The following is a 26,697-nucleotide window of genomic DNA, read 5'->3' on the forward strand; positions in this document are numbered from 1 at the left end:
TTACTCGTCTGCGCCTGCACGTTTACGCTTGCTACTGCTGGTACGGCGACGTTTGCGCGGGGCAGGGCCGGTGCCGTCATCCTTGGCATTGCTCAGCTCGCGGATCATCTCGCGGCGACCGCTGTCGTTGGCGTCCTGGTAGTCGGTCCACCACTCGCCCAGGCCGTGGGTCTGTTCGCCAGCGCTTTCACGCAACAGCAAAAAGTCATAGCCGGCACGGAAGCGTGGGTTATCCAGCAATGCATCGGCGCGTTTGCCACTGCGGCGCGGCAGGCGTTCTTGCATGTCCCAGATCTCGCGGATCGGCAGCGTGAAACGCTTGGGGATGGCAATGCGCGTGCATTGTTCTGCGATCAGGTCATGCGCTGCTTCCTGCATGGCCGGGATGGCGGGCATGCCACGGTCTTGCAATTGCATGACCCGTGTCGGCAGGGCTGGCCACAACAAGGCGGCAAAGAGGAACGCCGGGGTGACCGGTTTGCCTTGTTTGATCCGCAAGTCAGTGTTGCGCAGGGCTTCGCTGATCAGGGTGTGGGTGTATGTCGGGTTGTGCTCAAGCGCTTCGGCACTGGCCGGGAACAGTTGGTCGAACAACTGCAGGTCAACCAGCATCTCGAAGGTGTCTGCCGCGTTGCCCGACAGGAACAGCTTGAGGACTTCTTCGAACAGACGCGCAGACGGTATCTCGCGCAGCATCGGCGCCAGAGCCTGGATCGGTGCGGCGGTGTGTTTTTCGATACCGAAGTCGAGCTTGGCCGCGAAGCGCACCGCGCGCAGCATGCGCACCGGGTCTTCCTGGTAGCGCTGCTGAGGGTCGCCGATGAGGCGAATCAGGTGATTGCGGATGTCGTGCACGCCGTTGGCGTAATCAAGAATGCGCTCGCTGACCGGGTCGTAATACAGGGCGTTGATCGTGAAGTCACGACGCTGGGCGTCTTCTTCAAGGGTGCCGTAAACGTTGTCACGCAAAATGCGCCCGCTTTCGTTACGCGAGGACTGGTTGCTGTCTTCCTCTTCGTCGTTTTGCGGGTGGTTGGCGCGGAAGGTCGCGACTTCGATGATTTCACGGCCAAAGTGGATGTGAACCAACTTGAACCGGCGGCCAATGATCCGCGCATTGCGAAACTCTGCACGCACCTGTTCAGGGGTGGCGCTGGTGGCAACGTCGAAGTCTTTGGGCGTGATGTTGAGCAGCATGTCGCGCACACAACCGCCGACCAGATAGGCCTCATAACCGGCGTTCTGCAGACGTTCGACGATGTTGACGGCGTAACGGCTGAATTGAGCGCGTTGCAGCGAGTGTTGGCCGCTGTTGAGCACTTCTGGGGTGCTACGCAGTTGTTGCGTGCGACGCTTGGGAGTACGGAGTGACTGGAACAGCTTCTTCAGCATGGGATGCACTGTTTGAAGGAATGTTCGGCCAAAACGAAGAATGACCGCATGATGGGCGGGGATTCTAGCATTTAGTCAGGGGATGGTGTAGGAAGCTGAGCCGCTCTTGCGCGCGAAGCTACAAACGGCACGCTATAAATAGCTACCAGAGGCTTGAGTTAGAGCCGGTAAGCGATTTTTTCTGAATCGCAGCAAGCACAAGGGGAGCCGAAGCTCCCCCAGAATTAGTTGCATGCTCTATTTTTATTATGAGTTTCGGGCTTTTTGTTTTTGTTAAGTGCCCTGGTTACCAGGTTTTAGCCTGTGTAACCCTCTCAAATTGAGAGATAAGAGCAAACGGATTGCTTTGGTCGCTGTGTTGATGTGATCAATGATCCAACTAGTTCAGGCTCTGCTTTAAGTGCAGTTTTTGTTGTTCTCTGCCTAGCCGTGGGGCAAGCCCCATGTACAACGCCTCTCCAAAACAATCAGTTAGCTGCGCCTCCGCCGTGTTGTTTTTGTTATGCGTGAGCCGATACGTCTTATTTTTATTGTGTGTTGCTGTGATTCTTATTGTTCTTGTACGAATACATATAGCAGGGGTCGTGCCAACTTTTGCGCGGCCCAGCAAAATAAGGGGTTTTCGGGCTTTTCACTTTTTGGCAGGCCAAAAAAAGCCGGGGTTTCGTTACCGTAAACCCCGGCTTTTGTTACGTGATTAATCAGCGGTAACAGTTTTTTCTCGGTGTGAGGTGTTACCTGCGGCGTTACCCGTTTCAGTTTTCGCTGGCGACACCGGTTTTTCTGCGCGGAATGCCCAGGCGTTGGCGACGTTCCCACAAGCATTTACGACTCACGCCAAGCTTGCGGGCCAGTTCGGTCTCGGTCATGTGGTCTTGATGCTCCAGAACGAAGTGCTGGAAGTAGTCTTCCAGTGACAGATCTTCGGTCGGGTCCAGGCTGGTGTTACCGCTGCTGATGCTCTGTTGCGGCGCCAGGCCGATAAAGTCGTCGTCCTGCAAGTCGCTCAGTTCAATGTCGATACCCAGCAGGTCGGCCGAGATTTCCGGGCTTTCGCACAGGATCACGGCGCGCTCTACGGCGTTTTCCAGCTCGCGGACGTTACCCGGCCATGAGTAATGGCTGATGGCGCGCTCTGCGTCAGGGGCGAACTTGAGGTCAGTACGGCCAATACGGGCGCTTTGACGGGCGAGGAAAGCGCGGGCGATTTCGATAACGTCAGCGCCGCGTTCGCGTAAAGGCGGCAATTTGAGCGCGATAACGTGCAAGCGGTAGTACAAGTCTTCACGGAACTGGCCAACCTTGGCCAGGTTCTTGAGGTCTCTGTGGGTCGCAGCTATCAGGCGCACATCGACTTTTTGCGACTGCACCGAGCCCACGCGGCGGATCTCGCCTTCTTGCAGCACGCGCAGCAAGCGCGCCTGGGCTTCCAGGGGCAGCTCACCGATTTCGTCGAGGAACAGTGTGCCGCCGTCGGCGGCTTCGACCAGCCCGGCACGCCCGGCGCTGGCGCCGGTAAACGCGCCTTTTTCGTGGCCGAACAGTTCGGATTCGATCAGAGATTCAGGAATGGCCGCACAGTTGACCGAGATCATCGGGGCCTTGGCGCGTTTGGACAGGTTGTGCAGGGCGCGGGCGACCAGCTCTTTACCCGTGCCCGACTCACCTTGAATCAGCACATTGGAATCGGTGGGCGCGACTTTGCGGATCTTGCTGTACATGTCGAGCATCGGTGGGCATGAGCCAATGATGCCGATTTCACCGTTGCTGTTGTCCACCGTGTTTTTGTCGGTGTTACCGGGCTTGGCGGCCGGGCGGTCAGCGGCGGCCACCGTCTGGCTGTTTTGCCGATCGCGCAGGATGCGCGCCACAGCCTGGAGCATTTCGTCGTGATCAAACGGCTTGGCGATGTAGTCGACCGCGCCCATTTTCATTGAGTCGACGGCTGAGCGCAGGCTGGCGTAGCTGGTCATGATCAGCACCGGCTTGCCTTGGCCCAGCTTGATCAGCTCGGTGCCGGGCGCACCGGGCAAACGCAAGTCGCTGACTATCAAGTCGAACGAGGGAATGCTGAAACGCTCTTGCGCTTCCTGTACCGAGCCGGCTTCGCTGACCTGGTACTGATTACGCTCCAACAGGCGGCGCAACGCGGAGCGGATGATTGTTTCGTCTTCGACGATCAAAATATGCGGCATTGATTCAGTTCTCTCGACGGTCTCAGTTCACAGCGGACGTCGCTTCGACATGACGCGGTAGTGTCACCCGAATACGGGTCCCGCGTTGGCTCTGAATGTCAGCCGGGCTGTCGATGGTGATTTGTCCATAATGCTCTTCAACGATGGAATAGACCAGTGCAAGGCCCAAGCCGGTGCCTTCGCCAGGGTCCTTGGTGGTGAAGAAGGGTTCGAACAATCGGTCCATGATGTTCTTCGGAATTCCGCTGCCTTCGTCTTCAACGATCAGGTCGACCGTGTGCTCGCTGGCTTCGCTCTTGACCCGCACGGCGCTGCCGGCAGGCGAGGCGTCGCGGGCGTTTGAGAGCAGGTTGATCAACACTTGCGCCAAGCGCTGCGGGTCACCGTCGACCCAATGGTCGGGGTCGCACAGGTTGTAAAACTGCACCTCAAAGTTGCGCCGGTTCAAGGCCAGCAGACCAATGGCATCTTGAGCCACTTCGGCCAGACAGACGGGCTCGTCATTGTGCTGATGGCTGCCCGCGTGGGCGAAGCTCATCAGCGATTGCACAATGCGTGAGATGCGCTTGGTCTGCTCAAGGATCTGGCTGCTGATCTCGGTCAGTTCGCCGTCGTCCTCGCGCTCTTCGCGCAGGTTCTGCGCCAGGCAGGCGATGCCGGTCACCGGGTTGCCGATTTCATGGGCCACGCCTGCGGCCAGTCGCCCAATGCTGGCCAGCCGCTCGGAATGCACCAGTTTGTCTTCGAGCATCTGTGTTTCGGTCAAGTCTTCGACCAGCAACACCAGGCCACTGTTACCCGGTGCCAGCGGTTCATCAATGGCCGCTTTGTGCAGGTTCAACCAGCGGGTTTGGCCGTCGAGGGCCAGATGCTGTTTGTGCAAGTGTTCGTCGGGCAGGTCGATAAAGCCCTGCAGCAATTCGCGCCACGGGTTACCCAGGGTGTTCAGGCGTGAACCGACCACCCGCTGGGCGGGGATGCTGGTCAGCTCTTCCATGGCTTTGTTCCACATCAGGATCTCTTGATCCTTGGCCAGCGAGCACACGCCCATCGGCAGCTCTTGCAGCGTTTGGCGGTGATAGCGGCGTAAGGCATCCAGCTCGGCGGCCAGGCCGGTCAGGCGCGAGTGGTAGTCCTCAAGCCGGCTTTCGATGAAGTGAATGTCTTCAGTGACGTAGTTCTCGCCGCCTGATTTGTAAGGCAGAAAGGTTTCAACCATGTCTTGGGCAACGCTGGGGCCCATCAAGCCCGACAGGTTGGCTTCGATCCGGTCACGCAAGCGTCGCAAGGCGTACGGCCGCCGCTCGTCGAAGGGCAAGTACAGGTCGCGCAAGGCTTGCTCGACTTCTTTTTGCGCGGCCTTGGCGCCCAGAGGTTTGGCCAGTTGGGTGGCAAACTCTTGCGGGGAGGCGGCGTGCAGCTCGCGACGTTGCGGGCGACGTACGTTGTCTACCGCGCAAGCTTCGGCGGCGCTGGCTTCTTCGGGGCTGGCGTTAGTGAACAGGGAAATCAGGGTGAACATCAGAACGTTCGCCGCGAGCGAGGCGATGGCCGCCATGTGCCAACTGGTATCGTCCAGCACGTAGATCATGTCGAGCCACGGGATGTAGAAGCCCTGGAAGTTACCGATCAGCGGGAACAGCATGCTGCCCATCCACACCACGATCCCGGCCAGCAACCCGGCGATAAAGCCGCGGCGGTTTGCCGTTGGCCAGTACAGGACCGAGAGCACGCCCGGCAGGAACTGCAAGGTGGCGACAAAGGCGACGATGCCCAAGTTGGCGAGGTCTTGCTCGGCGCCCAGCAGCAGGTAAAACCCGTAGCCGGCCATGATGATTGCCACAATCAGCGCGCGGCGGGTCCACTTCAGCCAGCGGTAGATATTGCCTTCTGCGGGCGGTTGATACAGCGGCAGCACCAGGTGGTTGAGCGCCATGCCCGACAGCGCCAGGGTGGTGACGATGATCAACCCGCTGGACGCCGAAAGCCCGCCGACATAGGCCAGTAACGCCAGGGCTTTGCTGTTGGCTGTGATGCCAATCCCCAGGGTGAAGTACTCGGGGTTGGTGGTGACGCCCAGCTTGAGCCCGGCCCAGAGAATCAGCGGCACGGCCAGGCTCATCAGCAGCAGGAACAGCGGCAGGCCCCAGCTGGCGCTGACCAGCCCGCGCGGATTTAGGTTTTCGGTGAAGGTCATGTGATACATGTGCGGCATCACGATGGCCGAGGCAAAAAACACCAGCAGCAAGGTGCGCCAAGGGCCTTCTTGCAGCGGGGTGTGCAGGGCGGCGAGGGCGGTCTGGTTTTGCAGCAGCCAGACTTCCAGTTGCTGCGGGCCACCGAACACGCCATACAACGCATAAAGGCCAACGCCGCCGATGGCGACCAGCTTGATCACCGACTCAAAGGCAATGGCAAACACCAGCCCTTCGTGCTTTTCACGCGTGGCGATGTGCCGTGAACCGAAGAAAATCGTGAACAGGGTAATCATCGCGCAGAAGCTCAGGGCTACGCGGTGTTGCACCGGTTCTCGGGTCAGGATGCTGATGGAGTCGGCCACGGCCTGAATTTGCAGGGCCAGCAGCGGTAACACGCCGATCAGCATGAAAATCGTGGTCAGCGCGCCCGCCCATGAACTGCGAAAGCGAAACGCAAACAGGTCTGCCAGCGAAGACAGCTGGTAGGTGCGGGTGATTTTTAAAATGGGGTAGAGCAACACGGGCGCCAGCAAGAACGCGCCGGACACCCCGAGGTAACTGGATAAAAAGCCGTAACCGTATTCATACGCCAGGCCCACGGTGCCGTAGAACGCCCAGGCGCTGGCGTAAACACCCAGTGACAAGGTGTAAGTCAGCGGGTGGCGAATGATCGCACGCGGGATCATGCCGCGCTCACTGATCCACGCCACTGCAAACAGCACCAGCAAATACGCGGCGCTGACCAGCACCATCTGGGTCAGGCTAAAGCTCATCGGCATCTTTTTGGCTCTGAAGAATAAAGGTCACAACGATCAGAATCAGCCAAAGCAGATACGGCCTGTACCAGGCGCCCGTCGCGTCAATCCACCAATCCATGATGGCGGGGGAAAACAGGTAGATCCCGACAACCAGCAACAGGACCAATCGATAGATATACATCCTGCCCTCACTTTTGCTGGCCGCATGCCCTAAAAACGTGCGGCGATGGTAACGGATGGTTGGCAACCTGCAAGGGCTGTCAGCGTAATTGCGCCTCGGCCAGGGTGAGCGTGCGCGGGATCAGCCCGGCATTCCAGTGCGCAATGCCCCAATCGAGGATCTCACGCGGGCTGGCGCCATCAAGGCTTTCGTCCGGGGCCTGGCCCAGTGCACGCAGGGCGCGAAGCAGCAGGGGCGAGGCTTGATCGGGTGTCAGCGGCGGCGAGCGGTACGATTTGCCCAGCTTGTGGCCGTCGGGTTGAACGATCAGCGGCACGTGCAGGTAGCGAGGTTGCGATAACCCGAGCAACTCTTGTAGGTATAGCTGACGCGGTGTGGAGTCGAGCAGGTCGGCGCCGCGCACGATATCAGTGACCCCTTGCCAGGCATCATCGAGCACCACCGCTAACTGGTAGGCGGACAAGCCATCGCGGCGGCGGATAATAAAGTCACCAGCTTCACGGCCCAAATGCTGGCGGAAGGTGCCTTGTACGCGGTCTTCAACGGCGTATTCAAGCTCCGGCACGCGCAGGCGAATGGCGGCGTTTTCCATCGAATGGCCGGCGTTGCGGCACAGCCCGGGGTAAATCCCGTTATAGCCTTCGAGTTGTTTGCGCGAGCACATGCAGGCATAAGCCAGGCCTTGGCTGAACAAGCGGTCCACAACTTGCGCGTAGGCGTCATGGCGCTCGCTTTGACGAACCAGTTCACCGTCCCACTCAAACCCATAGCGTTGCAGGGCGTCGAGTATGGCGGCTTGAGCGCCGAGCATTTCACGCGGCGGGTCGAGATCTTCCATACGCAACAACCAGCGCCCGCCTACGGAGCGTGCGTCAAGGTACGAGGCGAGGGCGGCCACCAGCGAGCCGAAGTGCAAATGACCGCTGGGCGTCGGGGCGAAGCGCCCGATGTAGGAGGGGTTTGGAACAGCCGTCATGGCATAAATCCTGTAGCCGCTGCCAAAGGCTGCGATGGGGTGCGTAGCAGCCCTGGTGTTTTGAAGGCCCTTCGGTCCTTATCGCAGCCTGCGGCAGCGGCTACAGGGCTGGAAGAGCAAATTACAGAAACAAAAATGGGGCGTTCGCACGCCCCATTGGGTCAGGCCGGCGATTACTTGCCGACTTGTTTTTCCTTGATTTCAGCCAAGGTTTTGCAGTCTACGCACATGTCCGCCGTCGGGCGGGCTTCGAGTCGGCGAATGCCGATTTCGACGCCGCAAGACTCGCACCAACCGTACTCTTCGTCTTCGATCAGTTGCAGGGTCTTGTCGATTTTCTTGATGAGTTTGCGCTCGCGGTCGCGGGCTCGCAGTTCCAGGCTGAATTCTTCTTCCTGGCTGGCGCGATCAGCTGGGTCAGGAAAGTTGGCCGCTTCGTCTTTCATATGATCAACGGTGCGGTCGACTTCCTGCATCAAGTCCTGTTTCCACTTTTGCAGAATCTTGGTGAAGTGCTTGCGCATAGGCTCGCCCATGTACTCTTCACCCGGCTTTTCAACGTAGGGCTCGAAGCCGCTAAGCGATTGAGTATTCTGTTGCTGTGCTTGTGTGGGCATGAAATGGACCGCCTCTGTTCTTCTAATCCATTGCGCAGGATTGCAACATCACCGACACCTGCCGGCCCTGCGGCTGCAAGCGGGCGAACTTACCAGATCAATTCGGGCCGCGCTACTCCCGGTTGTCTAGCCTGTTGTCAGCGATCGTGTACAAAGCCTGTCGTACTTAAGATTAGTGGCAAATTAATATTTTAGCCGAGCTATGACCGGGGCTTGCGCCGTTTGGTTCTACGCACGGGCAGTCTAAGACTCTATTTCGCTCTCCCTTGTGACAGTGCTTGGGTAGAATCGGACTTTTGCTTACCCAGGAAGGCAGGCTCATGGCTCAGTCTTACAGTGCGCGCAGCCGCGCGATCGAACCATTCCACGTCATGGCGTTGTTGGCGCGTGCCAACGAGTTGCAGGCGGCGGGGCACGATGTAATTCACCTGGAGATTGGCGAGCCCGATTTCACCACGGCTGAGCCGATTATCGCGGCGGGCCAGGCCGCCCTGGCCGCGGGTAAAACCCGTTACACCGCAGCACGCGGCTTGCCTGAGTTGCGCGAAGCAATTTCCGGGTTTTATCAACAGCGTTACGGCTTGAACATCGACCCTTCGCGCATTCTGATCACCCCAGGTGGCTCTGGTGCTTTGCTTTTAGCCAGCAGCCTGCTGGTTGATCCGGGAAAACACTGGTTGCTTGCAGATCCGGGCTACCCCTGTAACCGGCATTTCTTACGCTTGGTTGAAGGGGCCGCACAGTTGGTACCGGTCGGCCCTGATGTTCGTTACCAGTTGACGGCCGACCTGGTTGAACGCCACTGGGATCAAGACAGTGTGGGCGCGCTGGTCGCGTCCCCGGCGAACCCGACCGGAACCCTCTTGAGCCGTGAAGAGCTGGCGGCCTTGTCGGCCGCGGTCAAGGCGCGTGGCGGACATTTGGTGGTGGATGAGATCTATCACGGCCTGACCTACGGCTGTGAGGCCGCCAGTGTGCTTGAGGTGGATGACAGCGCTTTTGTGCTCAACAGTTTCTCCAAGTATTTCGGTATGACCGGCTGGCGTCTGGGCTGGCTGGTGGCGCCACCTGAGGCCGTCGCAGACCTGGAAAAGCTCGCGCAGAACCTCTACATCAGCGCTCCGAGCATGGCGCAATATGCCGCGCTGGCGTGTTTTGAACCGCAAACGCTGGCCATTTTGGAAGAGCGTCGCGCCGAGTTTGGACGCCGTCGTGACTATCTACTGCCCGCGTTGCGAGCATTGGGATTCGGCATTGCCGTGGAGCCTGAAGGTGCGTTTTATTTGTACGCCGATATCAGCGCGTTCGGCGATGATGCCTTCGCTTTTTGCCGTCACTTCCTCGAAACCGAGCACGTTGCCTTCACTCCGGGTCTGGATTTTGGGCGTCATCAGGCCGGGCATCACGTACGCTTTGCCTACACCCAGAGTTTGCCGCGCCTACAGGAAGCGGTTGAGCGAATTGCCCGTGGCCTGCAGAGCTGGAAAAACTGATGCAGTTCTCTCCAGCCTTAGAAGAAGGGCGCCTGCTCAAGCGTTACAAACGTTTTTTGGCCGACATCGAAACCGTCACCGGCGAGCTGCTCACCATTCACTGCCCCAATACCGGTTCGATGCTCAATTGCATGGTCGAAGGCGGGCAAGTCTGGTTCAGCCGCTCCAATGACCCCAAGCGCAAATTGCCGGGTACGTGGGAGATCAGCGAAACCCCGCAAGGCCGTTTGGCGTGTGTGAACACCGGGCGTGCCAATCGTTTGGTCGAAGAAGCGCTGTTGGCCGGGGTGATCACCGAGCTCAATGGCTTTACCGCGCTCAAGCGTGAGGTGGCTTACGGGCAGGAAAACAGCCGGATTGATTTCCGCCTGGAGTACCCGGGGGGCTTTGCCTTTGTCGAAGTCAAAAGTGTCACGTTGGGTTTTGACGACACCCGTGTGGCGGCGTTTCCGGATGCGGTTACCCAACGCGGCGCCAAGCATTTGCGTGAGCTGGCCAGCCTGGCCCGTGAAGGCGTGCGGGCGGTGCAATTGTATTGCGTCAACCTGACCGGGATCGACGCGGTACGCCCGGCGCAAGAAATCGATCCGGGCTACGCGGCGGCTTTGCGTGAAGCGGTGGCGGCAGGTGTGCAGGTACTGGCCTATGGTGTCAGCCTGACGTCTGACGCGGTGGTGGTTGACCGCCGGTTAGACGTCATCCTCTGACTCATCGTGTGTCAGCCAAATCCCTTGGTTGTCTTCATGGCAGCCAAGGGCGGTCAAGAATTGCCCGGCGCAAGGCCCGGCAACGCATTCCCCGCTCTCAATCAAAAACAACGCAGCATGGGTCGCGCACTGGATCAGGCTGGCGCTGGGGTCGAGGAATTGGTTGGGCTGCCATTCCAGCGGCACACCACGGTGGGGGCAGCGATTTTTATAGGCGTAGACCTGACCGGCCCGACGCACGACAAGCAGGCGGATGCCGTGCTGTTCAAAGCCCAGGCTGGCGCCTTCTGTCAGCGACGCTGAGGGGCACACATATTTCATTACAATCCTTAACCTACCCTGATGTATGAATCGATCCGCGTGATGGCGCACGTTAAGAGGTTGACGTGCAAATGCAAACAATTATCAAATGGCGGGCTGCTCTGTGATGTGCTGTTTTGACTGGCGGCACTGCCGTTGCTCCGTTGAGCCCACTTATCAAGGAACGTCCCCGTATGCGCCTGAGTACCCGCCTGATAATGCTTTGTGCAGGCTTTATGATCAGTCATGTCAGCCTGGCTGACGAGTTGCCCCAACGCTGGGTCAGTGCCGGGGGGGCGCTTTCGGAGTGGGTCAGCGTTTTAGGCGCGGAGTCTAAATTGGTTGGGGTCGATACCACCAGCCAACATCCAGAATCACTTAAATCGCTGCCCAGCATCGGGTATCAGCGGCAACTGTCGGCTGAGGGGATCTTGAGCCTCAAGCCAGATGTCTTGATCGGCACCGAGGAAATGGGGCCACCACCGGTGCTGGCGCAGATTCGTAACGCCGGTGTGCCGGTTGAAATGTTCTCGGCCGAAGCTGATCTGCCCACCCTGGAGGGTACTCTCGCGCACTTGGGGCGCCTGCTGGGGGATGAGGCTAAAGCGGCGCAAGTGTTCAAGGCGTATCAGCAGCAACTGGAAGCGTTGCAGCAGCAGGTCAAACAGGCACAAGCCCAGCACACATCGCCGGGCGTGCTGCTGCTGTTGGGGCATGCGGGCGGTAAACCACTGGTTGCGGGCAAGGACACAGCGGCAGACTGGTTGCTGACACAGGCCGGTGGTCACAACCTGGCCACGCACACGGGCTATAAAACCTTTTCCGTAGAAGCGCTGGCAGGTTTGAACCCTGATGTGCTGGTGTTTGCAGACCGTAGCCTGACTGGCGACGAGGCGCGCAAAGCACTGATGAAGGAAAACCCGATTCTGGCCTCGCTCAAGGCGGCCAAAGACGGGCGCATTTATGAGCTGGACCCAACGCTACTGGTAGGCGGCCTGGGCCCGCGCTTGCCGGATAGTTTGAAGCAACTGACGGCTGAGTTTTACCCTGCGGCTCCGGCTCACCCATGAGGACATTGGTTAAGCCTCGCCCGTTGTTTATCGGGCTGAGTGCGCTGTGTCTGATAGCCATCTGGTTGTCGTTGGCGTTGGGACCGGTGAGTTTGCCGTTGCTCGACACCTTGCGTGCGGCCTTGCGCTTGGTCGGCGTACCGATAAATGGCGACGGGCTGGAACAGGCCGAGTTGATCCTGGGGCAGATTCGTTTGCCCCGCACGTTGCTCGGTTTGGCGGTGGGCGGGGTGCTGGCGTTGTCCGGTGTGGCCATGCAGGGCTTGTTTCGTAACCCTCTGGCTGACCCCGGCCTGGTGGGGGTGTCTAGTGGTGCATCACTGGGTGCGGCGATAGCGATTGTCGGCGGTTCGGCCTTTGGCGGTTTGCCCGACGCGTTTGGCCCGTATTTACTGTCGATCTGTGCGTTTCTCGGCGGGTTGGGGGTGACGGCATTGGTTTATCGGCTTGGCCGCCGTAACGGGCAAACCAGCGTGGCAGTGATGCTGCTGGCGGGTATCGCGCTCACGGCGCTGGCCGGCTCGACGGTAGGCTTGTTCACGTACCTGGCCGATGACGCAACTCTGCGCACCCTGACGTTCTGGAACCTGGGCAGCTTGAACGGCGCCAGTTATGCCCGATTGTGGCCTCTGCTGTTTGTGACCGTGGCGGTATCCCTGTGGTTGCCACGCCGGGCCAGTGCGCTTAACGCCTTGTTGCTGGGCGAGTCCGAAGCCAATCACCTGGGCATCAATGTAGAAGGGCTCAAGCGCGAGTTGGTGTTCTGTACCGCGCTGGGCGTGGGCGCGGCCGTGGCAGCAGCGGGCATGATCGGCTTCGTCGGTTTGGTGGTGCCGCATTTAGTGCGACTGCTGGCCGGGCCGGATCATCGGGTGTTGTTACCTGCGTCGGTACTGGCAGGCGCTGCTTTACTGCTGTTTGCTGATCTGATTGCGCGCTTGGCCTTGGCGCCTGCGGAAATGCCGATTGGTATCGTGACCGCATTTTTGGGCGCGCCGTTCTTCCTTTACCTGTTGTTGCGAGGCCGCCACTGATGCTGCGTACAGAAAACCTGCAGATTCGTCGCGGCCCTAAAAGCGTGCTGAATGACATTACCCTTGAGGTGCGGCCGGGTGAAGTATTGGGTGTCCTCGGGCCCAATGGTGCCGGTAAAAGCACCTTGCTGGCGGCGCTGTGCGGGGAGTTGGCGCCGACTGAAGGGCAGGTCTTGCTGGATCAGGATGCTCTGAGCCAGTGGAAGGGGGCCGAGCGAGCGCAGCGTCTTGCCGTATTGCCACAAACATCGACCCTCGATTTTGCCTTTCGTGTTGAAGAGGTGGTTGGTATGGGGCGTTTGCCCCATCAGACCGGCACCGTGCGCGATGCCGAGATCATTTGCGCGGCGCTGGAGGCGGCTGATGTCGGGCATTTGGCGGGGCGCAGTTACCTGGCGTTGTCCGGTGGCGAGCGACAGCGGGTTCACCTTGCGCGGGTGCTGGCGCAGTTGTGGCCGGGGCAAAATGGGCAGACGTTGCTGCTCGATGAACCGACCTCGATGCTGGACCCTTTGCATCAGCACACAACCTTAAAAGCCATTCGTGCCTTTGCTGATCGTGGCGCTGCGGTGTTGATCATCCTGCATGACCTGAACCTCGCCGCGCGTTACTGCGATCGCTTGCTCTTGCTGGAAGACGGCTACCCGCGCGCCTTGGACAGCCCGCAAGTGGTGTTGCAGCCGCAGTCGCTCAAAGACGTATTCGGGCTGGATGTGTTGGTGCAGCCACACCCTGAATTAGGGCACCCGGTAATTATTGCGCGCTGACAACTTAAGAGGGATGACGAGATATCGCCTAGTAGGAGCTGCCGAAGGCTGCGATCTTTTGATCTTGAAAGTCAAAAGATCGCAGCCTTCGGCAGCTCCTACAGGAGGGGGCATACGCTGATCGGGTGTTTTTCAGGCAAAAAAAGACCCGGCAAGAGCCGGGTCAAATAACCGTGATTAGCCTGATGAGGAGATTTTCTGAGAGTCCGAACCAAGGGCCTTCCAGAAGATCGACTGGCCTCGCGACCAGGTGGCGTAATAATAACAATTCTCATTTCCATGTCAACAACTGTTTTTCAGCTTTTTTTGCGCCACCGATAAACGGTGTGGGCTAGCCTTTTTTCAGCTTGAACAAATCCTCCACTTGCTCATTCAAAAACGCCTTTCTTTGTGGGGGGATGTCGTTCCAGTGAACGTCCAGCAGCGCGCCTTCAATGGCATAGAGCAGCACTTTGGACGCCCTGAAGCCCCTGGCTTTGACGGCCCGGTAAGCCTCGACAGCCCCGCGGCGCCTTAAATCCGAAGCGCTGTGGATTCCGACAGCGTGTAACCATTGCGCCGAGGTTTTCCCAAGGTTTTTTAGATGCTGGAGTTCATCTTGCATCAGCTCTCCTTGCGACGGCGTGAGCTCAGCGCTTATGAGTCAAGACAGGTGTGTTGAAGTGTAGCGGCTGATAAGAAAGCCGCCGTCCGTTAGTCGTTTTTGGAACAAGCAGGCGCAGAAAGTGCAGGAGATGGCGTTAGGGCTGTGACAGGGATTGATGCAAAGGCCCGAGCCAGAGCGCTTGCTTCAAAATTCAGGCAACAGCCGCCAACGCCGGGCGGGCGTTGGGGCGAATGTCGTATTTGTTTTATTTGGTGCGATAGCGCAAGCGTGTGCCGAAGTTGACCGACATCAGGATTTCATCTGCAGTCAGTTCGACCGGAAAGTACGCCCCTGAAATTTGCGCATGGGCCAGGCTGGCGCCTTCGATGCAGGCGTTACGCAAGTCCAGGCCGCGCAGGTCGGCAGAGCGGAAATAGGCGTCGGTAAAATCCACGCTGTCTGCATTTAGCTCGCGCAAATCCAGCCCGCGAAAGTCGCCGCCACGCATATCAATGTGTCCGGGTGGACGTTGTTGGTTAAACCCGCTGATGTTGTCTTCATGCAGTAACGTGTAGAGCGCCGATTCAAGCAAGGCAGGGCGGCTCATGGGGCGTCTCCTGATGGATGTACATCAATATTATAGTGCCACTATTGGCGTGCCGCGAAACCCTTGCAGTTTCGCAGCACGGGCAAGCACTTACAGCCCTGGCAGGCGTTGGCGAATGTCGCTGATCAGGGTGTCCAGGCTTTTGCTGTTGTTGGTTTCAACCGGCTTGCTGCGCAGGACCTCATCTGCCCCGAGTGGCTCGCGGCTGGCTTGTTGCGCTCGGACAACGTCCATGGTCGCGTCAGACGGGTCGTTGCCAAGGCTTTTGCGATGAGCCAGCCAGCCTTCGATCACGGCGTCGGGTGCGGTGCAGTCGAGGATCAGGCACGGCACGCCCGTGGCTTCGGCAACTTTGGCGGCAGCGTCGCGTTGTTCGCGTTTGAGGTAGGTGGCATCAATGACCACCGGGAAGCCCGCGCGCAGCACGATGCCGGCCAGTTCATGCAGTTTGTCGTAGGTTGCGGCACTGGCGTCAGCGCTATAAATGCCATGGTCAACGGTGTTGTCGCCGGTTTGCTCGCCAAACAATTGCTTACGAACGACATCAGAGCGCAAACGAATGGCGCCCAGGGACTCAACCAAACGCATCGCAACAGAGCTTTTGCCGACGGCTGAAACGCCGTGGGTAATGGTCAGGAAGCGTGAAGGGATGGTGCTGTAGCTTTCAGCCAGGTTGGCGTAGTTGCGGTACTGGCGCAGGGTGGCTGCGCGCTGCACTGCGCTGGCTTCTGCCGGCATGCTGAACAGGCTGACCTTGGCACGCACCAGGGCGCGATAGGCTTTGTAGAAATTCAGCAGCTCAAGCCCCTGGTAGTCGCCGGTCAACTCCAGGTACTGGCTGACAAAGCGGCGTGCCAGGCACTTCAGGCTGCGGTCTTCAAGGTCCATGGCCAGAAAGGCGGTGTCGGCGTACACGTCGGTAAAACGGAACGGCTCGTTGAATTCGATGCAGTCGAAAATCACCACTTTGCCGTCAATCATGGTGGCGTTGCCCAAGTGGATATCACCGTGGCATTCGCGGATAAACCCTTGGGCCTTGCGTTGCTCCAGCAGCGGCTTGAGGCGGGAGAAGCTGTCTTCGGCCCAGGCTTGAAGGGCATCGAGTTGCAGCAGGTCAGCTTTGTCGGACAGGAAAGGGCGGATCTGCTCGAAGTTCTGACGCACCGGCTCCATGACGGCTTCAGGGGTGCCCTGGTGATGTTTCAGCGGGACATGCGGGGCGAGTGTGTGGAAATGGGCAATTTGCTGGGCCATTTCGTCGATGTGCGCAGCGGTCAGTTCGCCATTGGCCTGCAGCGTGCTCAGCAGCTGGCTTTGCGGGAATTGGCGCATTTTCAGCACGTACTCGATAGCCGGGCCTTCGCCGCCGAGTTGAGGCGCGTCGGCGCTGCCGGTGATCGGCAGTACGTCCAGGTACAGGCCTTCGGTCAGGCGCTGGTTGAGGCGCAGCTCTTCATTGCAGAAGAATTCGCGGCCACTGAGTTCGGTGAAATCAAGAAAGCCGAAGTTAACCGGTTTTTTGATCTTGTAGGCGTAAGGGCCGGTGAGGATCACCCAGGAAATGTGGGTCTCGATAACCTGAAACCCGTCGACTTCATGCGGGTATAAGCTCGGATTTTGTAGCGCGGTAATCAGGTTCTGGCTCACGGTCGGTCCTTCTGAAGGCGGGAAAATTCAATGCGCCATTATGGCTGTTGACAGCGGTCGTGCAAACCGCCGGACGCGCATGATGAACATGAGCAAAGTGCGTATAATCCCGCGCCATGACTCGAACTCGATCCCCCCGCTCCCGTTCCAAACGTCCTTCTGGTGGCCTCCGGCCCTGGCTGGGTTGGGCCCTCAAGCTCAGCCTCGTCGGCCTGGTGGTGCTGGCAGGTTTTGCTGTTTACCTCGATGCCATCGTGCAAGAGAAGTTCTCTGGCAAGCGCTGGACTATTCCGGCCAAGGTGTATGCCCGGCCGCTGGAGCTGTTCGTCGGCCAGAAACTCAGCAAGAACGACTTTTTGACTGAACTTGATGCACTCGGCTATCGCCGCGAAAGTGTGGCCAATGGCCCTGGTGCAGCCTCGGTGAATGGCAACACGGTTGACCTGAACACCCGTGGTTTCCAGTTTTATGAAGGTGCTGAGAAAGCGCAGCCGGTACGGGTGCGTTTTTCTGGCGATTATGTGTCGGAGCTGACCTCGACCAACGGTGCCAAGTTGCCCGTGGTGCGGCTTGAGCCATTGCTGATTGGCGGCCTTTATCCGAAAAACCTCGAAGACCGGATTCTGATCAACATTGATCAGGTACCGCCGTACCTGCTCGATACGCTGGTAACGGTAGAAGACCGTGATTTTTATCATCACTTCGGCGTGTCGCCCAAGTCGATCGTCCGTGCCCTGTGGGTCAACACCTCGTCCGGGCAAATGCGCCAGGGCGGCAGTACGCTGACTCAACAATTGGTCAAGAACTTCTTCCTGACCAACGAGCGCAGCCTCAGCCGCAAGCTCACCGAAGCAATGATGGCGCTGCTGCTTGAAATGCACTACGACAAGCGCGAGATCCTTGAGGCTTACCTCAACGAAGTGTTTGTGGGGCAAGACGGCCAGCGTGCGGTGCACGGCTTTGGTCTGGCCAGCCAGTTCTTCTTCAGTCAGCCGTTGTCTGAACTCAAACTGCATCAGGTGGCGTTGCTGGTGGGCATGGTTAAAGGGCCGTCGGCGTATAACCCGCGTCGTTACCCTGAACGTGCGCTTGAGCGGCGTAACCTGGTGCTCGACTTGCTGGAGCAACAGGGTGTGGCGACGGCCGAGCAAGTCGCTGCGGCTAAAAAGATGCCGCTGGGCGTGACCAAGCGAGGCAGCCTCGCGGACAGCTCATTCCCGGGCTTCCTGGATCTGGTTAAACGTCAATTGCGCGAAGACTATCGCGACGAAGACTTGACCGAAGAAGGGCTGCGGATCTTCACCAGTTTCGACCCGATCTTGCAGATGAAGTCTGAAGCGGCGGTGGGTGACACCTTCAAACGTCTGGCTGGACGCAAAGGCGCAGACGAAGTTGAAGCGGCGATGGTGGTTACCAACCCTGAAACCGGTGAGGTTCAGGCGTTGATTGGCAGCCGTCTGCCGGGCTATGCAGGCTTTAACCGAGCGCTGGATGCGGTGCGCCCGATTGGTTCGCTGGTCAAGCCTGCGGTGTATTTGACCGCACTTGAGCGACCAAGCCAGTTCACGCTGACCAGTTGGTTGTCGGATGAGCCGATATCGATCAAAGGGGCAGACGGGCAGGTCTGGACGCCGCAGAACTATGACCGTCGCTCTCACGGCACGATTTTCCTTTATCAGTCGATGATGAACTCTTTCAACCTGGGGACTGTGCGGCTCGGGCAGCAAGTCGGCGTGCCTAACGTGCTCAAGACGCTGGCGCGGTTGGGAGTAGAGCGTGAATTTCCGGCCTTCCCGTCCATGTTGCTGGGCGCTGGTGCGCTGAGCCCGATGGAAGTGGCAACGATGTATCAGACGCTGGCCAATGGCGGCTTCAATACACCGATGCGCGGTATTCGCAGTGTGCTGACGGCTGAAGGCGAGCCGCTGAAACGTTACCCGTTCCAGATCCAGCAGCGCTTCGATCCGGCCTCCATTTACCTGATCCAGACGGCAATGCAGCATGTGATGCGCGAAGGCACCGGGCGTTCGGTCTATAACGTATTGCCGAAAAGCCTCACGCTGGCGGGTAAAACCGGCACCAGTAACGACTCGCGTGACAGCTGGTTCGCAGGCTTCAGCCAGGATCTGCTGGCGGTGGTGTGGCTGGGGCGTGATGACAACGGTAAAACCCCGTTTACCGGTGCGAGCGGCGCCTTGCAGGTTTGGACCAGCTTTATGAGTAAAGCCGATCCATTGCCGCTGGATATGCCGCAGCCGGACAACATTGTTAAAGCCTGGATTGATCCGCATACCGGGCAAGGCTCTGATGCGAGCTGCCCTGGCGCTGTGCAGATGCCGTATATTCGCGGCAGTGAACCGCCTGCTGGAGCCGGTTGTGGTGCGCAAGCACCTGCGACAGGTGAAGCGGTGATGGATTGGGTCAAGGGCTGGTTGAATTAAGCAAAGAGGGTGTGACGTGAACAAGTGGTGGATTCCGGCTGTTTCAGCCCTGGCTTTGCTCAATGGTTGCGCGAGCGTACCGCAGGGCTCGATCCCTGTGGTCGACTCCGGTGTTCGGGTGTCGAACAGCGAGCGTGTTTCGGCGCAGCGTACGACCCGTAATTATCCACAGGCCACTGCGCCGCGTGCTGCTCAGACTCAGGCAATCCCTCAGGATTCAGGTGTGGTGGTGATGGTGCCGGGTGGTGGAGCGGCGGTTTCGACGCCGATTCAGACCCAGCCGATCACGCCGGGGCCGATTACCCCTGGCCCGGCGGCTGCGCCGATCAGCACCGGCAGCTATGCGCCGACAACGACTTACACCGCGCCGGCGCCGATTACGCCGAGTGGCATTCCGTCCAGCAGTGGCGGCTTGGCAGCAGATGAGCAACTGGATGGACCGGTGTTGGCGCTGCTGACCACTGCTCAACAGCAGCAGGCGAGTGGCGACCTGAATGGCGCCTCGTCGAGCCTTGAGCGGGCACAGCGCGTGGCACCACGCGAGCCGCAAGTGCTCTACCGTCTGGCAGAAGTGCGTATGGCGCAAGGGGATGCTGCTCAGGCTGAGCAGTTTGCCCGCCGTGGTTTGACCTTCGCGAGCGGTCGTCCGGACTTGCAGGCGAGCTTGTGGGGCTTGATTGCTCAAGCGCGTGATAAACAAGGTGATGCGGCTGGCGCTGCATTGGCCCGTCAAAAAGCCAGGTAAGTTTCTGATGGATGCTCGTTTTGCGGCGATTGCCGAACAATTATTGCTGATTGAACGTGAACTGCGCGTACAGGGCTGGTGGGACGATGTGTCTCCCAGTGCTGAGGCGCTGAGCAGTGTTGAGCCTTTTTCGGTCGACACGCTGGACTTTCACCAGTGGTTGCAATGGATATTCCTGGTGCGGATGAAGCAGATCCTTGAACAGGATCTTCCTCTGCCCAAGGTCTCGGGCATTCTGGAGATGGCCGAGATGGTGTATGCCGAGCGCCCTCAAGAGAGCCTTGGGTTGCGGGCTGAGCTGAAAAAGTTCGACCAACTGATCACTGACGCTGGTTAATTGCCTGGCTGCCGGTTTTTCCGGCAGTCTTGCGCATATTTCTACCGCTTTGCGCCATCTAGGCGAGTTTTATCCCTTCTCAAGCCCCTTTCTTCTACGTTCTCATGCGCTTAGTTGGAAAAAAGCGCAATTATTGCTTGACTTGGAGGGGCTGAAACACAAGAATCCAGACACCGCTGTACAGGGACTGCCAGAAGCAGACCCTCTCAGCAGATCATGAGGCGCATACCCGCGCCGACCTGTTACACCCGCAACGCGTTACCTCGCGCTGGGTGGGAAAACCCCGCAATATTTGGGGCGCTCCCAATACTTGCTCAGTCAGTGCTGACGTAGTCGGCGACCACCGTCGCTCATGCTCTGCTGAGAAGTAAACCTATTAAGACCCGTTCGTATTTTGTGAGCGGAATTCTGGCGTTTTAGAGGTGAACAACGTGGAGCTTTTATCTGGCGGTGAGATGCTCGTCCGCTTTTTGCGTGACGAAGGTGTCAACTATATCTACGGGTACCCTGGTGGTGCTCTCCTGCATGTCTACGACGCACTGTTCAAAGAACCGGAAGTTACCCACATCCTGGTTCGTCACGAACAAGCTGCTACCCATATGGCTGACGGTTACGCCCGTGCCACCGGTAAAGCCGGTGTGGTACTGGTGACTTCCGGGCCGGGTGCTACCAACGCTATCACCGGTATTGCAACTGCCTACATGGACTCCATTCCGATGGTGATCATTTCTGGCCAGGTGCCTAGCACTATGGTCGGGACCGATGCCTTCCAGGAAACCGACATGATCGGTATCTCGCGTCCTATCGTGAAGCACAGCTTCATGATCAAGCACGCGTCGGAAATCCCGGAGGTCATGAAAAAGGCGTTTTACCTCGCGCAATCCGGTCGTCCTGGTCCGGTCGTGGTCGATATCCCGAAAGACATGACCAACCCGGCTGAAAAGTTCGAATACGTTTTCCCTAAAAAAGCCAAACTGCGTTCTTACAGCCCGGCTGTACGTGGGCACTCGGGGCAAATCCGCAAAGCAGTAGAAATGCTTCTGGCGGCTAAGCGTCCGGTTCTTTACGCAGGCGGCGGCGTTATTTTGGGTGGCGGTGCTGCACCGTTGACCGAACTGGCGAAAATGCTCAACGTCCCCGTGACCAATACGCTGATGGGCTTGGGTGCCTACCCTGGCACAGACCGTCAGTTCATTGGCATGCTCGGCATGCACGGCAGCTTCACTGCCAACATGACCATGCACAACGCGGACGTGATTCTGGCGGTGGGTGCGCGCTTTGATGACCGTGTTATCAACGGTGCCTCCAAGTTCTGCCCTAACGCCAAGATCATCCATGTTGATATCGACCCGGCGTCCATCTCCAAAACCATCAAGGCAGACGTGCCGATTGTCGGCCCGGTCGACAGCGTGCTGACCGAAATGGTTGCGATCCTCAAGGACATTGGCGAGAAGCCAAACCCTGAAGCGGTTGCCACCTGGTGGAAGCAGATCGATGAGTGGCGCGGTGATCGCGGATTGTTCCCTTACGACAAGGGCGACGGCAGCAAGATCAAGCCACAAGCTGTGATCGAAATGCTCTGCGAAGTGACCAAGGGCGATGCGTACGTGACGTCCGACGTGGGCCAGCATCAGATGTTTGCGGCTCAGTACTATCGCTTCAACAAGCCTAATCGCTGGATCAACTCTGGCGGTCTGGGCACGATGGGCTTCGGTTTCCCGGCGGCAATGGGTGTGAAACTGAGTTTTCCGGATGATGACGTCGCGTGTGTAACAGGCGAGGGCAGCATCCAGATGAACATTCAGGAGTTGTCGACGTGCCTGCAGTACGGTCTGCCTGTCAAAATCATCAACTTGAACAACGGTGTTCTGGGGATGGTTCGTCAGTGGCAGGACATGAACTACGGCAGCCGTCACTCGCACTCTTATATGGAATCGCTGCCTGACTTCGTCAAGCTGGCTGAGGCGTATGGGCATGTGGGTATTCGGATTACCGATCTCAAAGACCTGAAGCCGAAAATGGAAGAAGCCTTTGCCATGAAAGATCGCTTGGTATTCCTGGATATTCAGGTGGATACCAGTGAGCACGTTTACCCGATGCAGATCAAAGATGGCTCCATGCGCGACATGTGGCTGAGCAAGACGGAGCGTACTTAATCATGCGGCACATTATTTCTTTGCTTCTTGAAAACGAACCCGGTGCTCTGTCTCGCGTTGTTGGGCTTTTCTCGCAACGTAACTACAACATCGAAAGCCTGACTGTGGCGCCAACGGAAGACCCGACCTTGTCGCGTCTGACGCTGACCACCGTGGGGCACGATGAGATTATTGAGCAGATCACCAAGAACCTGAACAAGCTGATCGAAGTGGTCAAGCTGGTGGATCTGTCAGAGAGCGCTCACATCGAGCGCGAGCTGATGCTGGTCAAAGTCAAGGCTACCGGTGCCCAGCGCGCAGAGATCAAGCGCACCACGGATATTTTCCGGGGGCAGATCGTTGATGTCAGCGCCAGTGTGTATACCGTGCAGTTGACAGGTACCAGCGACAAGCTCGACAGTTTCATCCAGTCGATTGGTACTGCCTCGATCCTGGAAACAGTTAGAAGTGGCGTGACGGGTATTGCCCGTGGCGACAAAGTACTCAGCATCTAAACACCTACAAATGCTAATGGCCCGAATGGCCTGGATACATAAAGGAAAATCATGAAAGTTTATTACGACAAAGACTGCGACCTTTCGATCATCCAGGGCAAAAAAGTAGCCATCATCGGTTACGGCTCCCAGGGTCACGCTCAAGCGTGCAACCTGAAAGACTCCGGCGTAGACGTTACAGTTGGCCTGCGTAAAGGTTCGGCCACTGTCGCCAAAGCTGAAGCTCACGGTCTGAAAGTAACTGACGTTGCCAGCGCTGTTGCCGCTGCTGACCTCGTCATGATTCTGACCCCGGACGAGTTCCAGTCGTCTCTGTACAAGAACGAAATCGAGCCGAACATCAAGAAGGGCGCTACCCTGGCCTTCTCCCACGGCTTCGCGATTCACTACAATCAGGTTGTTCCGCGTGCTGACCTCGACGTCATCATGATCGCGCCAAAAGCGCCGGGCCACACTGTACGTTCCGAGTTCGTGCGTGGCGGCGGTATTCCTGACCTGATCGCGATCTACCAGGACGCTTCGGGCAATGCCAAAAACGTTGCACTGTCTTACGCTTCGGGCGTGGGCGGTGGTCGCACCGGTATCATCGAAACTACGTTCAAAGACGAAACCGAAACCGACCTGTTCGGTGAGCAAGCGGTTCTGTGCGGCGGTACTGTTGAACTGGTTAAAGCCGGCTTCGAAACACTGGTTGAAGCAGGCTACGCGCCAGAAATGGCTTACTTCGAGTGCTTGCACGAACTGAAGTTGATCGTTGACCTCATGTACGAAGGCGGTATCGCCAACATGAACTACTCGATCTCCAACAACGCTGAATACGGCGAGTACGTGACCGGCCCAGAAGTGATCAACGCTGAATCCCGTCAAGCAATGCGTAACGCTCTGAAGCGCATTCAAGACGGTGAATACGCGAAGATGTTCATCAGCGAAGGTGCTACTGGCTACCCTTCGATGACTGCCAAGCGTCGTAACAACGCTGCACACGGTATCGAAGTGATCGGCGAGCAACTGCGCTCGATGATGCCTTGGATCGGTGCTAACAAAATCGTCGACAAAGCTAAAAACTAAGTCAGTACGATCTTGAAAAAACGCGGCCCTGGCCGCGTTTTTTCGTTTAAGCGGCAGCTTCTGGTATAAAGCAGGAACGTTTGCGGGTGAAAGTTGGTCTGCAAGCTTCTATTGAAACTTTCCATATCGTTGCAAGGTAATGTCCATGAGCGAACGTCCCGAAGAGCCAAAACAGGCTTCTGACGCCGATAGCCTGCTGCCTATCGATGAGCATGTCGAAGAAGGGCATGACGCTGAAGGCCGTAAGGTCCGGCATCGTGGTATCTATCTGCTGCCCAATCTTTTTACAACGGCAAACCTGTTTGCCGGTTTCTACTCCATCATCAGCTCAATGAGTGCGCAAAGCGCAATGAGCGCTGGTGATGCTGCGGGCGCAAGCAAGTATTTTGCATTTGCCGCCATCGCGATTTTTGTCGCCATGGTGCTGGATGGCCTTGATGGCCGGGTTGCTCGTATGACTCATACCGAAAGTGCCTTTGGCGCCGAGTATGATTCCTTGTCTGACATGGTCGCTTTTGGCGTGGCGCCAGCGCTGCTGGCGTTTGGTTGGGCGCTGGGCGACATGGGCAAGGTCGGCTGGATGGTGGCCTTCATTTATGTAGCAGGCGCGGCGTTGCGTCTGGCTCGCTTCAATACGCAGGTCGGTACAGCAGACAAGCGTTATTTCATCGGTCTGGCCAGCCCGGCTGCGGCGGGTGTCGTAGCCGGTATTGTTTGGGCGTTCAGCGATTACGGGATCCAGGGATCGAAAATGTCCTTCCTGGTGGCCTTGTTGGTGGCTGCGGCGGGTATGCTGATGGTCAGCAACATCAAATACAACAGCTTCAAGCAGCTGGATTTGAAAGGGCGCGTGCCGTTTGTGGCGATCCTGGCGGTGGTGTTGGTGTTCGCTGTGGTGTTCAGCGATCCACCGCGTATTCTGCTGCTGGCTTTCCTGGTGTATGCCGCTTCGGGCCCGATTCAATATTTATTGCATTTGCGCCGTAACAAAACCGGCGAGTGATGTAATTTCCCCCAAACTCCGTAGTCTATTGGTGCATCAGCCCTCCAATACTACGGAGTTGTCATGCTCATCAAGCTGCCTAAAGCGTCCGACTGCAAAGAGTCGGACGTCACCCCCGAGTCCTTCTATTTATCTCGCCGTGCATTGCTGGGCAGCTCGCTTGCAGGATTAGCCGTGAGCGCACTGCCGCGTTGGGCGAATGCCACTGATGCTTCGCGCTACGCAGATGTTGATCCGGGCAAGGCGCCGGGCTGGTTTGCCGAGAAACTCCCGCAGACCCAGTGGCAGGCAGTGACAGTCAAAGGGGAGGCCATTACACCTTTCAAAGACGCCACGCACTACAACAACTTCTATGAGTTTGGTACTGATAAAGGCGATCCGGCGCAATACGCGGGTGCTTTGAAAACCGAGCCATGGACGGTAGTCGTGGATGGTGAGGTGGGTAAGCCTGGGCGTTATGCCCTTGAGGACTTTATGAAGCCCTACCAGTTGGAGGAACGGATCTATCGGTTGCGCTGTGTAGAAGCGTGGTCAATGGTCATTCCTTGGATGGGCTTCCCCCTGTCAGCGTTGCTTAAGCAGGTCGAGCCCACATCGAAAGCTAAATTCATACGCTTTGAAACCTTGAAGGACCCGAAAGTCATGCCGGGCCAGCGCTCCGACTTTGCGTTGATTGATTGGCCCTATGTAGAAGGCTTGCGTCTGGATGAGGCGATGAACCCGTTGGCCATATTGGCGGTGGGGATGTATGGCCGTGAGTTGCCTAATCAGAACGGCGCGCCTCTTCGCTTGGTTGTCCCGTGGAAGTATGGCTTCAAGAGTGTGAAGTCGATTGTACGAATCAGCCTGGTTGAGGAGCAGCCGAAAACCACTTGGCAGAGTATTGCGGCCAATGAATATGGCTTCTATGCCAATGTGAACCCGCAAGTCGATCACCCTCGCTGGACTCAGGCGCGTGAGCGGCGCCTGCCGAGCAGTTTGTTTAGCCCTAATGTGCGGGACACGCAGATGTTTAATGGCTATGTGGATGAAGTCGCTTCTTTATATACCGGCCTGGATCTGCGGAAGAATTACTGATGAAGTTTCCACTGTGGCGTCTCGGTGTATTTGTAGCGGCTGCGATCTGGCCTTTGTACTGGCTCTATGAGGCGTGGAGCTTTGCCTTGGGGCCGGATCCCGGAAAGGTGTTGGTTGATCGGCTGGGGCTTGGGACACTGGTCTTGTTGCTGGTGACGTTATGCATGACGCCCCTGCAAAAGCTGACAGGCTGGCCGGGGTGGATTGCGGTCCGCCGCCAGATCGGGTTGTGGTGTTTTGCCTACGTGATGCTGCACCTGTGCGCCTACTTGTTCTTTGTACTTGGGCTCGACTGGTCCCAGTTGGGGGTTGAGCTAAGCAAGCGGCCTTACATTATTGTCGGCAGCTTGGGCGCTCTATGTTTGTTGGCGCTGGCGGTGACCTCCAATCGTTACAGTCAAAGGCAAATGGGTGCGAGCTGGAAGAAGTTGCATCGCTTGGTGTACGTGGTTGTGGGGTTGGGTCTTTTGCATATGTTGTGGATTGTGCGTGCTGACCTGAAAGAGTGGTCGATCTATGCCTTTATAGGTGCATGCCTTTTACTGCTGCGGATCCCGCCGGTGATGCGTCGGATCCCTCGTCTATATAAGAAGAAACCAGTAGTGGCCACTTAATTCAAATTAACCCTTGACTCAGAATTCTAGCGGCCTATAATGCGCACCACTTCCGGCGCAGTCGAAACGGAAAACTCCTTGAATATCAACGAGTTGGATGATTTTGACGTTGCCAGCTTCAATTCATCGAAGCAGGAAATGAGGTGTTGACAGCAGCGTGTAACGCTGTAGAATTCGCCTCCCGCTAACGAGAGATCGAAAGCGCAAGTGGTTGATGCTAAAAAGGAAACTTTG

At 57.7% G+C, this 26,697-nt stretch carries 23 protein-coding genes and 1 pseudogene; 14 read left to right on the forward strand and 10 right to left on the reverse strand.

All coding sequences use genetic code 11. The annotated features are described in order from the left end of the window. From AAEZ03_RS05165 to dksA, 5 genes are all read right to left on the reverse strand, one after another. Nucleotides 1-1,392 carry a polynucleotide adenylyltransferase PcnB gene (locus AAEZ03_RS05165; RefSeq protein ID WP_048385644.1) on the reverse strand — a complete coding sequence of 464 codons (1,392 nt, stop codon included), beginning with the start codon at nucleotides 1,390-1,392 and terminating at the stop codon, nucleotides 1-3. A 755-nt stretch (nucleotides 1,393-2,147) separates the two neighbouring features. Next, nucleotides 2,148-3,587 carry a sigma-54-dependent transcriptional regulator gene (locus AAEZ03_RS05170; RefSeq protein ID WP_048385642.1) on the reverse strand — a complete coding sequence of 480 codons (1,440 nt, stop codon included), beginning with the start codon at nucleotides 3,585-3,587 and terminating at the stop codon, nucleotides 2,148-2,150. Between the two features lie 22 nt (nucleotides 3,588-3,609). Next, entirely contained in the window at nucleotides 3,610-6,564 is a 2,955-nt protein-coding gene (locus AAEZ03_RS05175) for a sensor histidine kinase (RefSeq protein WP_162208453.1), read from the reverse strand. Nucleotides 6,565-6,803: 239 nt separating this feature from the next. Further along, entirely contained in the window at nucleotides 6,804-7,700 is an 897-nt protein-coding gene (gluQRS, locus tag AAEZ03_RS05180; RefSeq protein WP_350576680.1) for a tRNA glutamyl-Q(34) synthetase GluQRS, read from the reverse strand. Between the two features lie 173 nt (nucleotides 7,701-7,873). Continuing rightward, nucleotides 7,874-8,317: an RNA polymerase-binding protein DksA gene (gene dksA / locus AAEZ03_RS05185; RefSeq protein WP_048373305.1), complete on the reverse strand. Its 444-nt coding sequence runs from the start codon at nucleotides 8,315-8,317 to the stop codon at nucleotides 7,874-7,876. Between the two features lie 320 nt (nucleotides 8,318-8,637). On the opposite strand from dksA, the gene AAEZ03_RS05190 reads away from it, so the two are divergent. After that, entirely contained in the window at nucleotides 8,638-9,810 is a 1,173-nt protein-coding gene (locus AAEZ03_RS05190) for a pyridoxal phosphate-dependent aminotransferase (protein WP_123751737.1), read from the forward strand. After that, nucleotides 9,810-10,517, forward strand: a complete 708-nt coding sequence (gene sfsA, locus AAEZ03_RS05195) for a DNA/RNA nuclease SfsA (protein WP_262123750.1) — start codon at nucleotides 9,810-9,812, stop codon at nucleotides 10,515-10,517. The genes AAEZ03_RS05190 and sfsA overlap by 1 nt, the downstream gene beginning before the upstream one ends. On the opposite strand, the gene AAEZ03_RS05200 is transcribed toward sfsA, so the two are convergent. Beyond that, a complete protein-coding gene (locus tag AAEZ03_RS05200) occupies nucleotides 10,500-10,838 on the reverse strand; it encodes a Rieske (2Fe-2S) protein (RefSeq protein WP_123751735.1) in 339 nt (112 codons plus the stop codon). The genes sfsA and AAEZ03_RS05200 overlap by 18 nt on opposite strands. 173 nt (nucleotides 10,839-11,011) lie before the next feature. Here AAEZ03_RS05200 and AAEZ03_RS05205 point away from each other — a divergent pair, with 173 nt between their 5' ends. The 3 genes from AAEZ03_RS05205 to AAEZ03_RS05215 are packed head-to-tail and all read left to right on the forward strand — an operon-like array spanning nucleotide 11,012 to nucleotide 13,688. Then, the gene (locus AAEZ03_RS05205) at nucleotides 11,012-11,887 is read left to right on the forward strand and encodes a heme/hemin ABC transporter substrate-binding protein (protein WP_123751734.1); all 876 of its coding nucleotides are present in this window, start codon (nucleotides 11,012-11,014) and stop codon (nucleotides 11,885-11,887) included. A gap of 50 nt (nucleotides 11,888-11,937) precedes the next feature. After that, the gene (locus tag AAEZ03_RS05210) at nucleotides 11,938-12,921 is read left to right on the forward strand and encodes a FecCD family ABC transporter permease (RefSeq protein WP_178113862.1); all 984 of its coding nucleotides are present in this window, start codon (nucleotides 11,938-11,940) and stop codon (nucleotides 12,919-12,921) included. Nucleotides 12,922-12,923: 2 nt separating this feature from the next. Then, complete coding sequence (locus AAEZ03_RS05215; protein WP_502947896.1) at nucleotides 12,924-13,688, forward strand: heme ABC transporter ATP-binding protein; 765 nt, start codon at nucleotides 12,924-12,926, stop codon at nucleotides 13,686-13,688. Between the two features lie 331 nt (nucleotides 13,689-14,019). Here AAEZ03_RS05215 and AAEZ03_RS05220 read toward each other — a convergent pair whose 3' ends face one another. The 3 genes from AAEZ03_RS05220 to AAEZ03_RS05230 form a co-directional block, all read right to left on the reverse strand. Next, complete coding sequence (locus tag AAEZ03_RS05220) at nucleotides 14,020-14,292, reverse strand: TfoX/Sxy family protein (protein WP_048391524.1); 273 nt, start codon at nucleotides 14,290-14,292, stop codon at nucleotides 14,020-14,022. A 247-nt stretch (nucleotides 14,293-14,539) separates the two neighbouring features. Continuing rightward, a complete protein-coding gene (locus AAEZ03_RS05225) occupies nucleotides 14,540-14,881 on the reverse strand; it encodes a pentapeptide repeat-containing protein (RefSeq protein WP_123751731.1) in 342 nt (113 codons plus the stop codon). A 90-nt stretch (nucleotides 14,882-14,971) separates the two neighbouring features. Continuing rightward, nucleotides 14,972-16,528 carry a bifunctional aminoglycoside phosphotransferase/ATP-binding protein gene (locus AAEZ03_RS05230; RefSeq protein WP_350576689.1) on the reverse strand — a complete coding sequence of 519 codons (1,557 nt, stop codon included), beginning with the start codon at nucleotides 16,526-16,528 and terminating at the stop codon, nucleotides 14,972-14,974. Between the two features lie 116 nt (nucleotides 16,529-16,644). Here AAEZ03_RS05230 and mrcB point away from each other — a divergent pair, with 116 nt between their 5' ends. From mrcB to msrQ, 9 genes are all read left to right on the forward strand, one after another. Continuing rightward, complete coding sequence (mrcB, locus tag AAEZ03_RS05235) at nucleotides 16,645-18,969, forward strand: penicillin-binding protein 1B (RefSeq protein ID WP_048373327.1); 2,325 nt, start codon at nucleotides 16,645-16,647, stop codon at nucleotides 18,967-18,969. 16 nt (nucleotides 18,970-18,985) lie between these two features. After that, on the forward strand, nucleotides 18,986-19,714 hold the full coding sequence (locus tag AAEZ03_RS05240) for a tetratricopeptide repeat protein (RefSeq protein ID WP_123751729.1): 729 nt from the start codon (nucleotides 18,986-18,988) through the stop codon (nucleotides 19,712-19,714). A 7-nt stretch (nucleotides 19,715-19,721) separates the two neighbouring features. Then, nucleotides 19,722-20,051, forward strand: coding sequence for a YqcC family protein (locus AAEZ03_RS05245; RefSeq protein WP_048373331.1), 330 nt, complete (start codon nucleotides 19,722-19,724; stop codon nucleotides 20,049-20,051). Between the two features lie 431 nt (nucleotides 20,052-20,482). Continuing rightward, the gene (locus tag AAEZ03_RS05250) at nucleotides 20,483-22,207 is read left to right on the forward strand and encodes an acetolactate synthase 3 large subunit (RefSeq protein WP_048373343.1); all 1,725 of its coding nucleotides are present in this window, start codon (nucleotides 20,483-20,485) and stop codon (nucleotides 22,205-22,207) included. A gap of 2 nt (nucleotides 22,208-22,209) precedes the next feature. Then, nucleotides 22,210-22,701 (forward strand): acetolactate synthase small subunit, encoded by a 492-nt coding sequence (ilvN, locus tag AAEZ03_RS05255; RefSeq protein ID WP_018609360.1) that lies wholly within the window; start codon nucleotides 22,210-22,212, stop codon nucleotides 22,699-22,701. Between the two features lie 51 nt (nucleotides 22,702-22,752). Beyond that, on the forward strand, nucleotides 22,753-23,769 hold the full coding sequence (gene ilvC / locus AAEZ03_RS05260) for a ketol-acid reductoisomerase (RefSeq protein ID WP_048373335.1): 1,017 nt from the start codon (nucleotides 22,753-22,755) through the stop codon (nucleotides 23,767-23,769). Between the two features lie 145 nt (nucleotides 23,770-23,914). Further along, nucleotides 23,915-24,772, forward strand: a complete 858-nt coding sequence (gene pssA, locus AAEZ03_RS05265; RefSeq protein WP_048373337.1) for a CDP-diacylglycerol--serine O-phosphatidyltransferase — start codon at nucleotides 23,915-23,917, stop codon at nucleotides 24,770-24,772. Nucleotides 24,773-24,835: 63 nt separating this feature from the next. After that, complete coding sequence (gene msrP, locus AAEZ03_RS05270; RefSeq protein WP_123751727.1) at nucleotides 24,836-25,849, forward strand: protein-methionine-sulfoxide reductase catalytic subunit MsrP; 1,014 nt, start codon at nucleotides 24,836-24,838, stop codon at nucleotides 25,847-25,849. Further along, on the forward strand, nucleotides 25,849-26,463 hold the full coding sequence (msrQ, locus tag AAEZ03_RS05275; protein WP_278942475.1) for a protein-methionine-sulfoxide reductase heme-binding subunit MsrQ: 615 nt from the start codon (nucleotides 25,849-25,851) through the stop codon (nucleotides 26,461-26,463). The genes msrP and msrQ overlap by 1 nt, the downstream gene beginning before the upstream one ends. Nucleotides 26,464-26,489: 26 nt before the next feature. Here msrQ and AAEZ03_RS05280 read toward each other — a convergent pair. Continuing rightward, a pseudogene (locus AAEZ03_RS05280) lies at nucleotides 26,490-26,697 on the reverse strand (hypothetical protein); the annotation flags it as partial.

The organism is Pseudomonas sp. HY2-MNA-CIBAN-0224, from assembly GCF_040310285.1.
GTDB classification, from domain to species: domain Bacteria; phylum Pseudomonadota; class Gammaproteobacteria; order Pseudomonadales; family Pseudomonadaceae; genus Aquipseudomonas; species Aquipseudomonas helleri.

Excerpts from the sequence above, each read along its gene's own strand:
- AAEZ03_RS05165 (WP_048385644.1), bottom strand. The coding sequence starts at position 1,392 with ATGCTGAAGAAGCTGTTCCAGTCACTCCGTACTCCCAAGCGTCGCACG.
- AAEZ03_RS05170 (WP_048385642.1), bottom strand. The coding sequence starts at position 3,587 with ATGCCGCATATTTTGATCGTCGAAGACGAAACAATCATCCGCTCCGCG.
- AAEZ03_RS05175 (WP_162208453.1), bottom strand. The coding sequence starts at position 6,564 with ATGCCGATGAGCTTTAGCCTGACCCAGATGGTGCTGGTCAGCGCCGCG.
- gluQRS (WP_350576680.1), bottom strand. The coding sequence starts at position 7,700 with ATGACGGCTGTTCCAAACCCCTCCTACATCGGGCGCTTCGCCCCGACG.
- dksA (WP_048373305.1), bottom strand. The coding sequence starts at position 8,317 with ATGCCCACACAAGCACAGCAACAGAATACTCAATCGCTTAGCGGCTTC.
- AAEZ03_RS05190 (WP_123751737.1), top strand. The coding sequence starts at position 8,638 with ATGGCTCAGTCTTACAGTGCGCGCAGCCGCGCGATCGAACCATTCCAC.
- sfsA (WP_262123750.1), top strand. The coding sequence starts at position 9,810 with ATGCAGTTCTCTCCAGCCTTAGAAGAAGGGCGCCTGCTCAAGCGTTAC.
- AAEZ03_RS05200 (WP_123751735.1), bottom strand. The coding sequence starts at position 10,838 with ATGAAATATGTGTGCCCCTCAGCGTCGCTGACAGAAGGCGCCAGCCTG.
- AAEZ03_RS05205 (WP_123751734.1), top strand. The coding sequence starts at position 11,012 with ATGCGCCTGAGTACCCGCCTGATAATGCTTTGTGCAGGCTTTATGATC.
- AAEZ03_RS05220 (WP_048391524.1), bottom strand. The coding sequence starts at position 14,292 with ATGCAAGATGAACTCCAGCATCTAAAAAACCTTGGGAAAACCTCGGCG.
- AAEZ03_RS05225 (WP_123751731.1), bottom strand. The coding sequence starts at position 14,881 with ATGAGCCGCCCTGCCTTGCTTGAATCGGCGCTCTACACGTTACTGCAT.
- mrcB (WP_048373327.1), top strand. The coding sequence starts at position 16,645 with ATGACTCGAACTCGATCCCCCCGCTCCCGTTCCAAACGTCCTTCTGGT.
- AAEZ03_RS05245 (WP_048373331.1), top strand. The coding sequence starts at position 19,722 with ATGGATGCTCGTTTTGCGGCGATTGCCGAACAATTATTGCTGATTGAA.
- ilvN (WP_018609360.1), top strand. The coding sequence starts at position 22,210 with ATGCGGCACATTATTTCTTTGCTTCTTGAAAACGAACCCGGTGCTCTG.
- ilvC (WP_048373335.1), top strand. The coding sequence starts at position 22,753 with ATGAAAGTTTATTACGACAAAGACTGCGACCTTTCGATCATCCAGGGC.
- pssA (WP_048373337.1), top strand. The coding sequence starts at position 23,915 with ATGAGCGAACGTCCCGAAGAGCCAAAACAGGCTTCTGACGCCGATAGC.
- msrP (WP_123751727.1), top strand. The coding sequence starts at position 24,836 with ATGCTCATCAAGCTGCCTAAAGCGTCCGACTGCAAAGAGTCGGACGTC.
- msrQ (WP_278942475.1), top strand. The coding sequence starts at position 25,849 with ATGAAGTTTCCACTGTGGCGTCTCGGTGTATTTGTAGCGGCTGCGATC.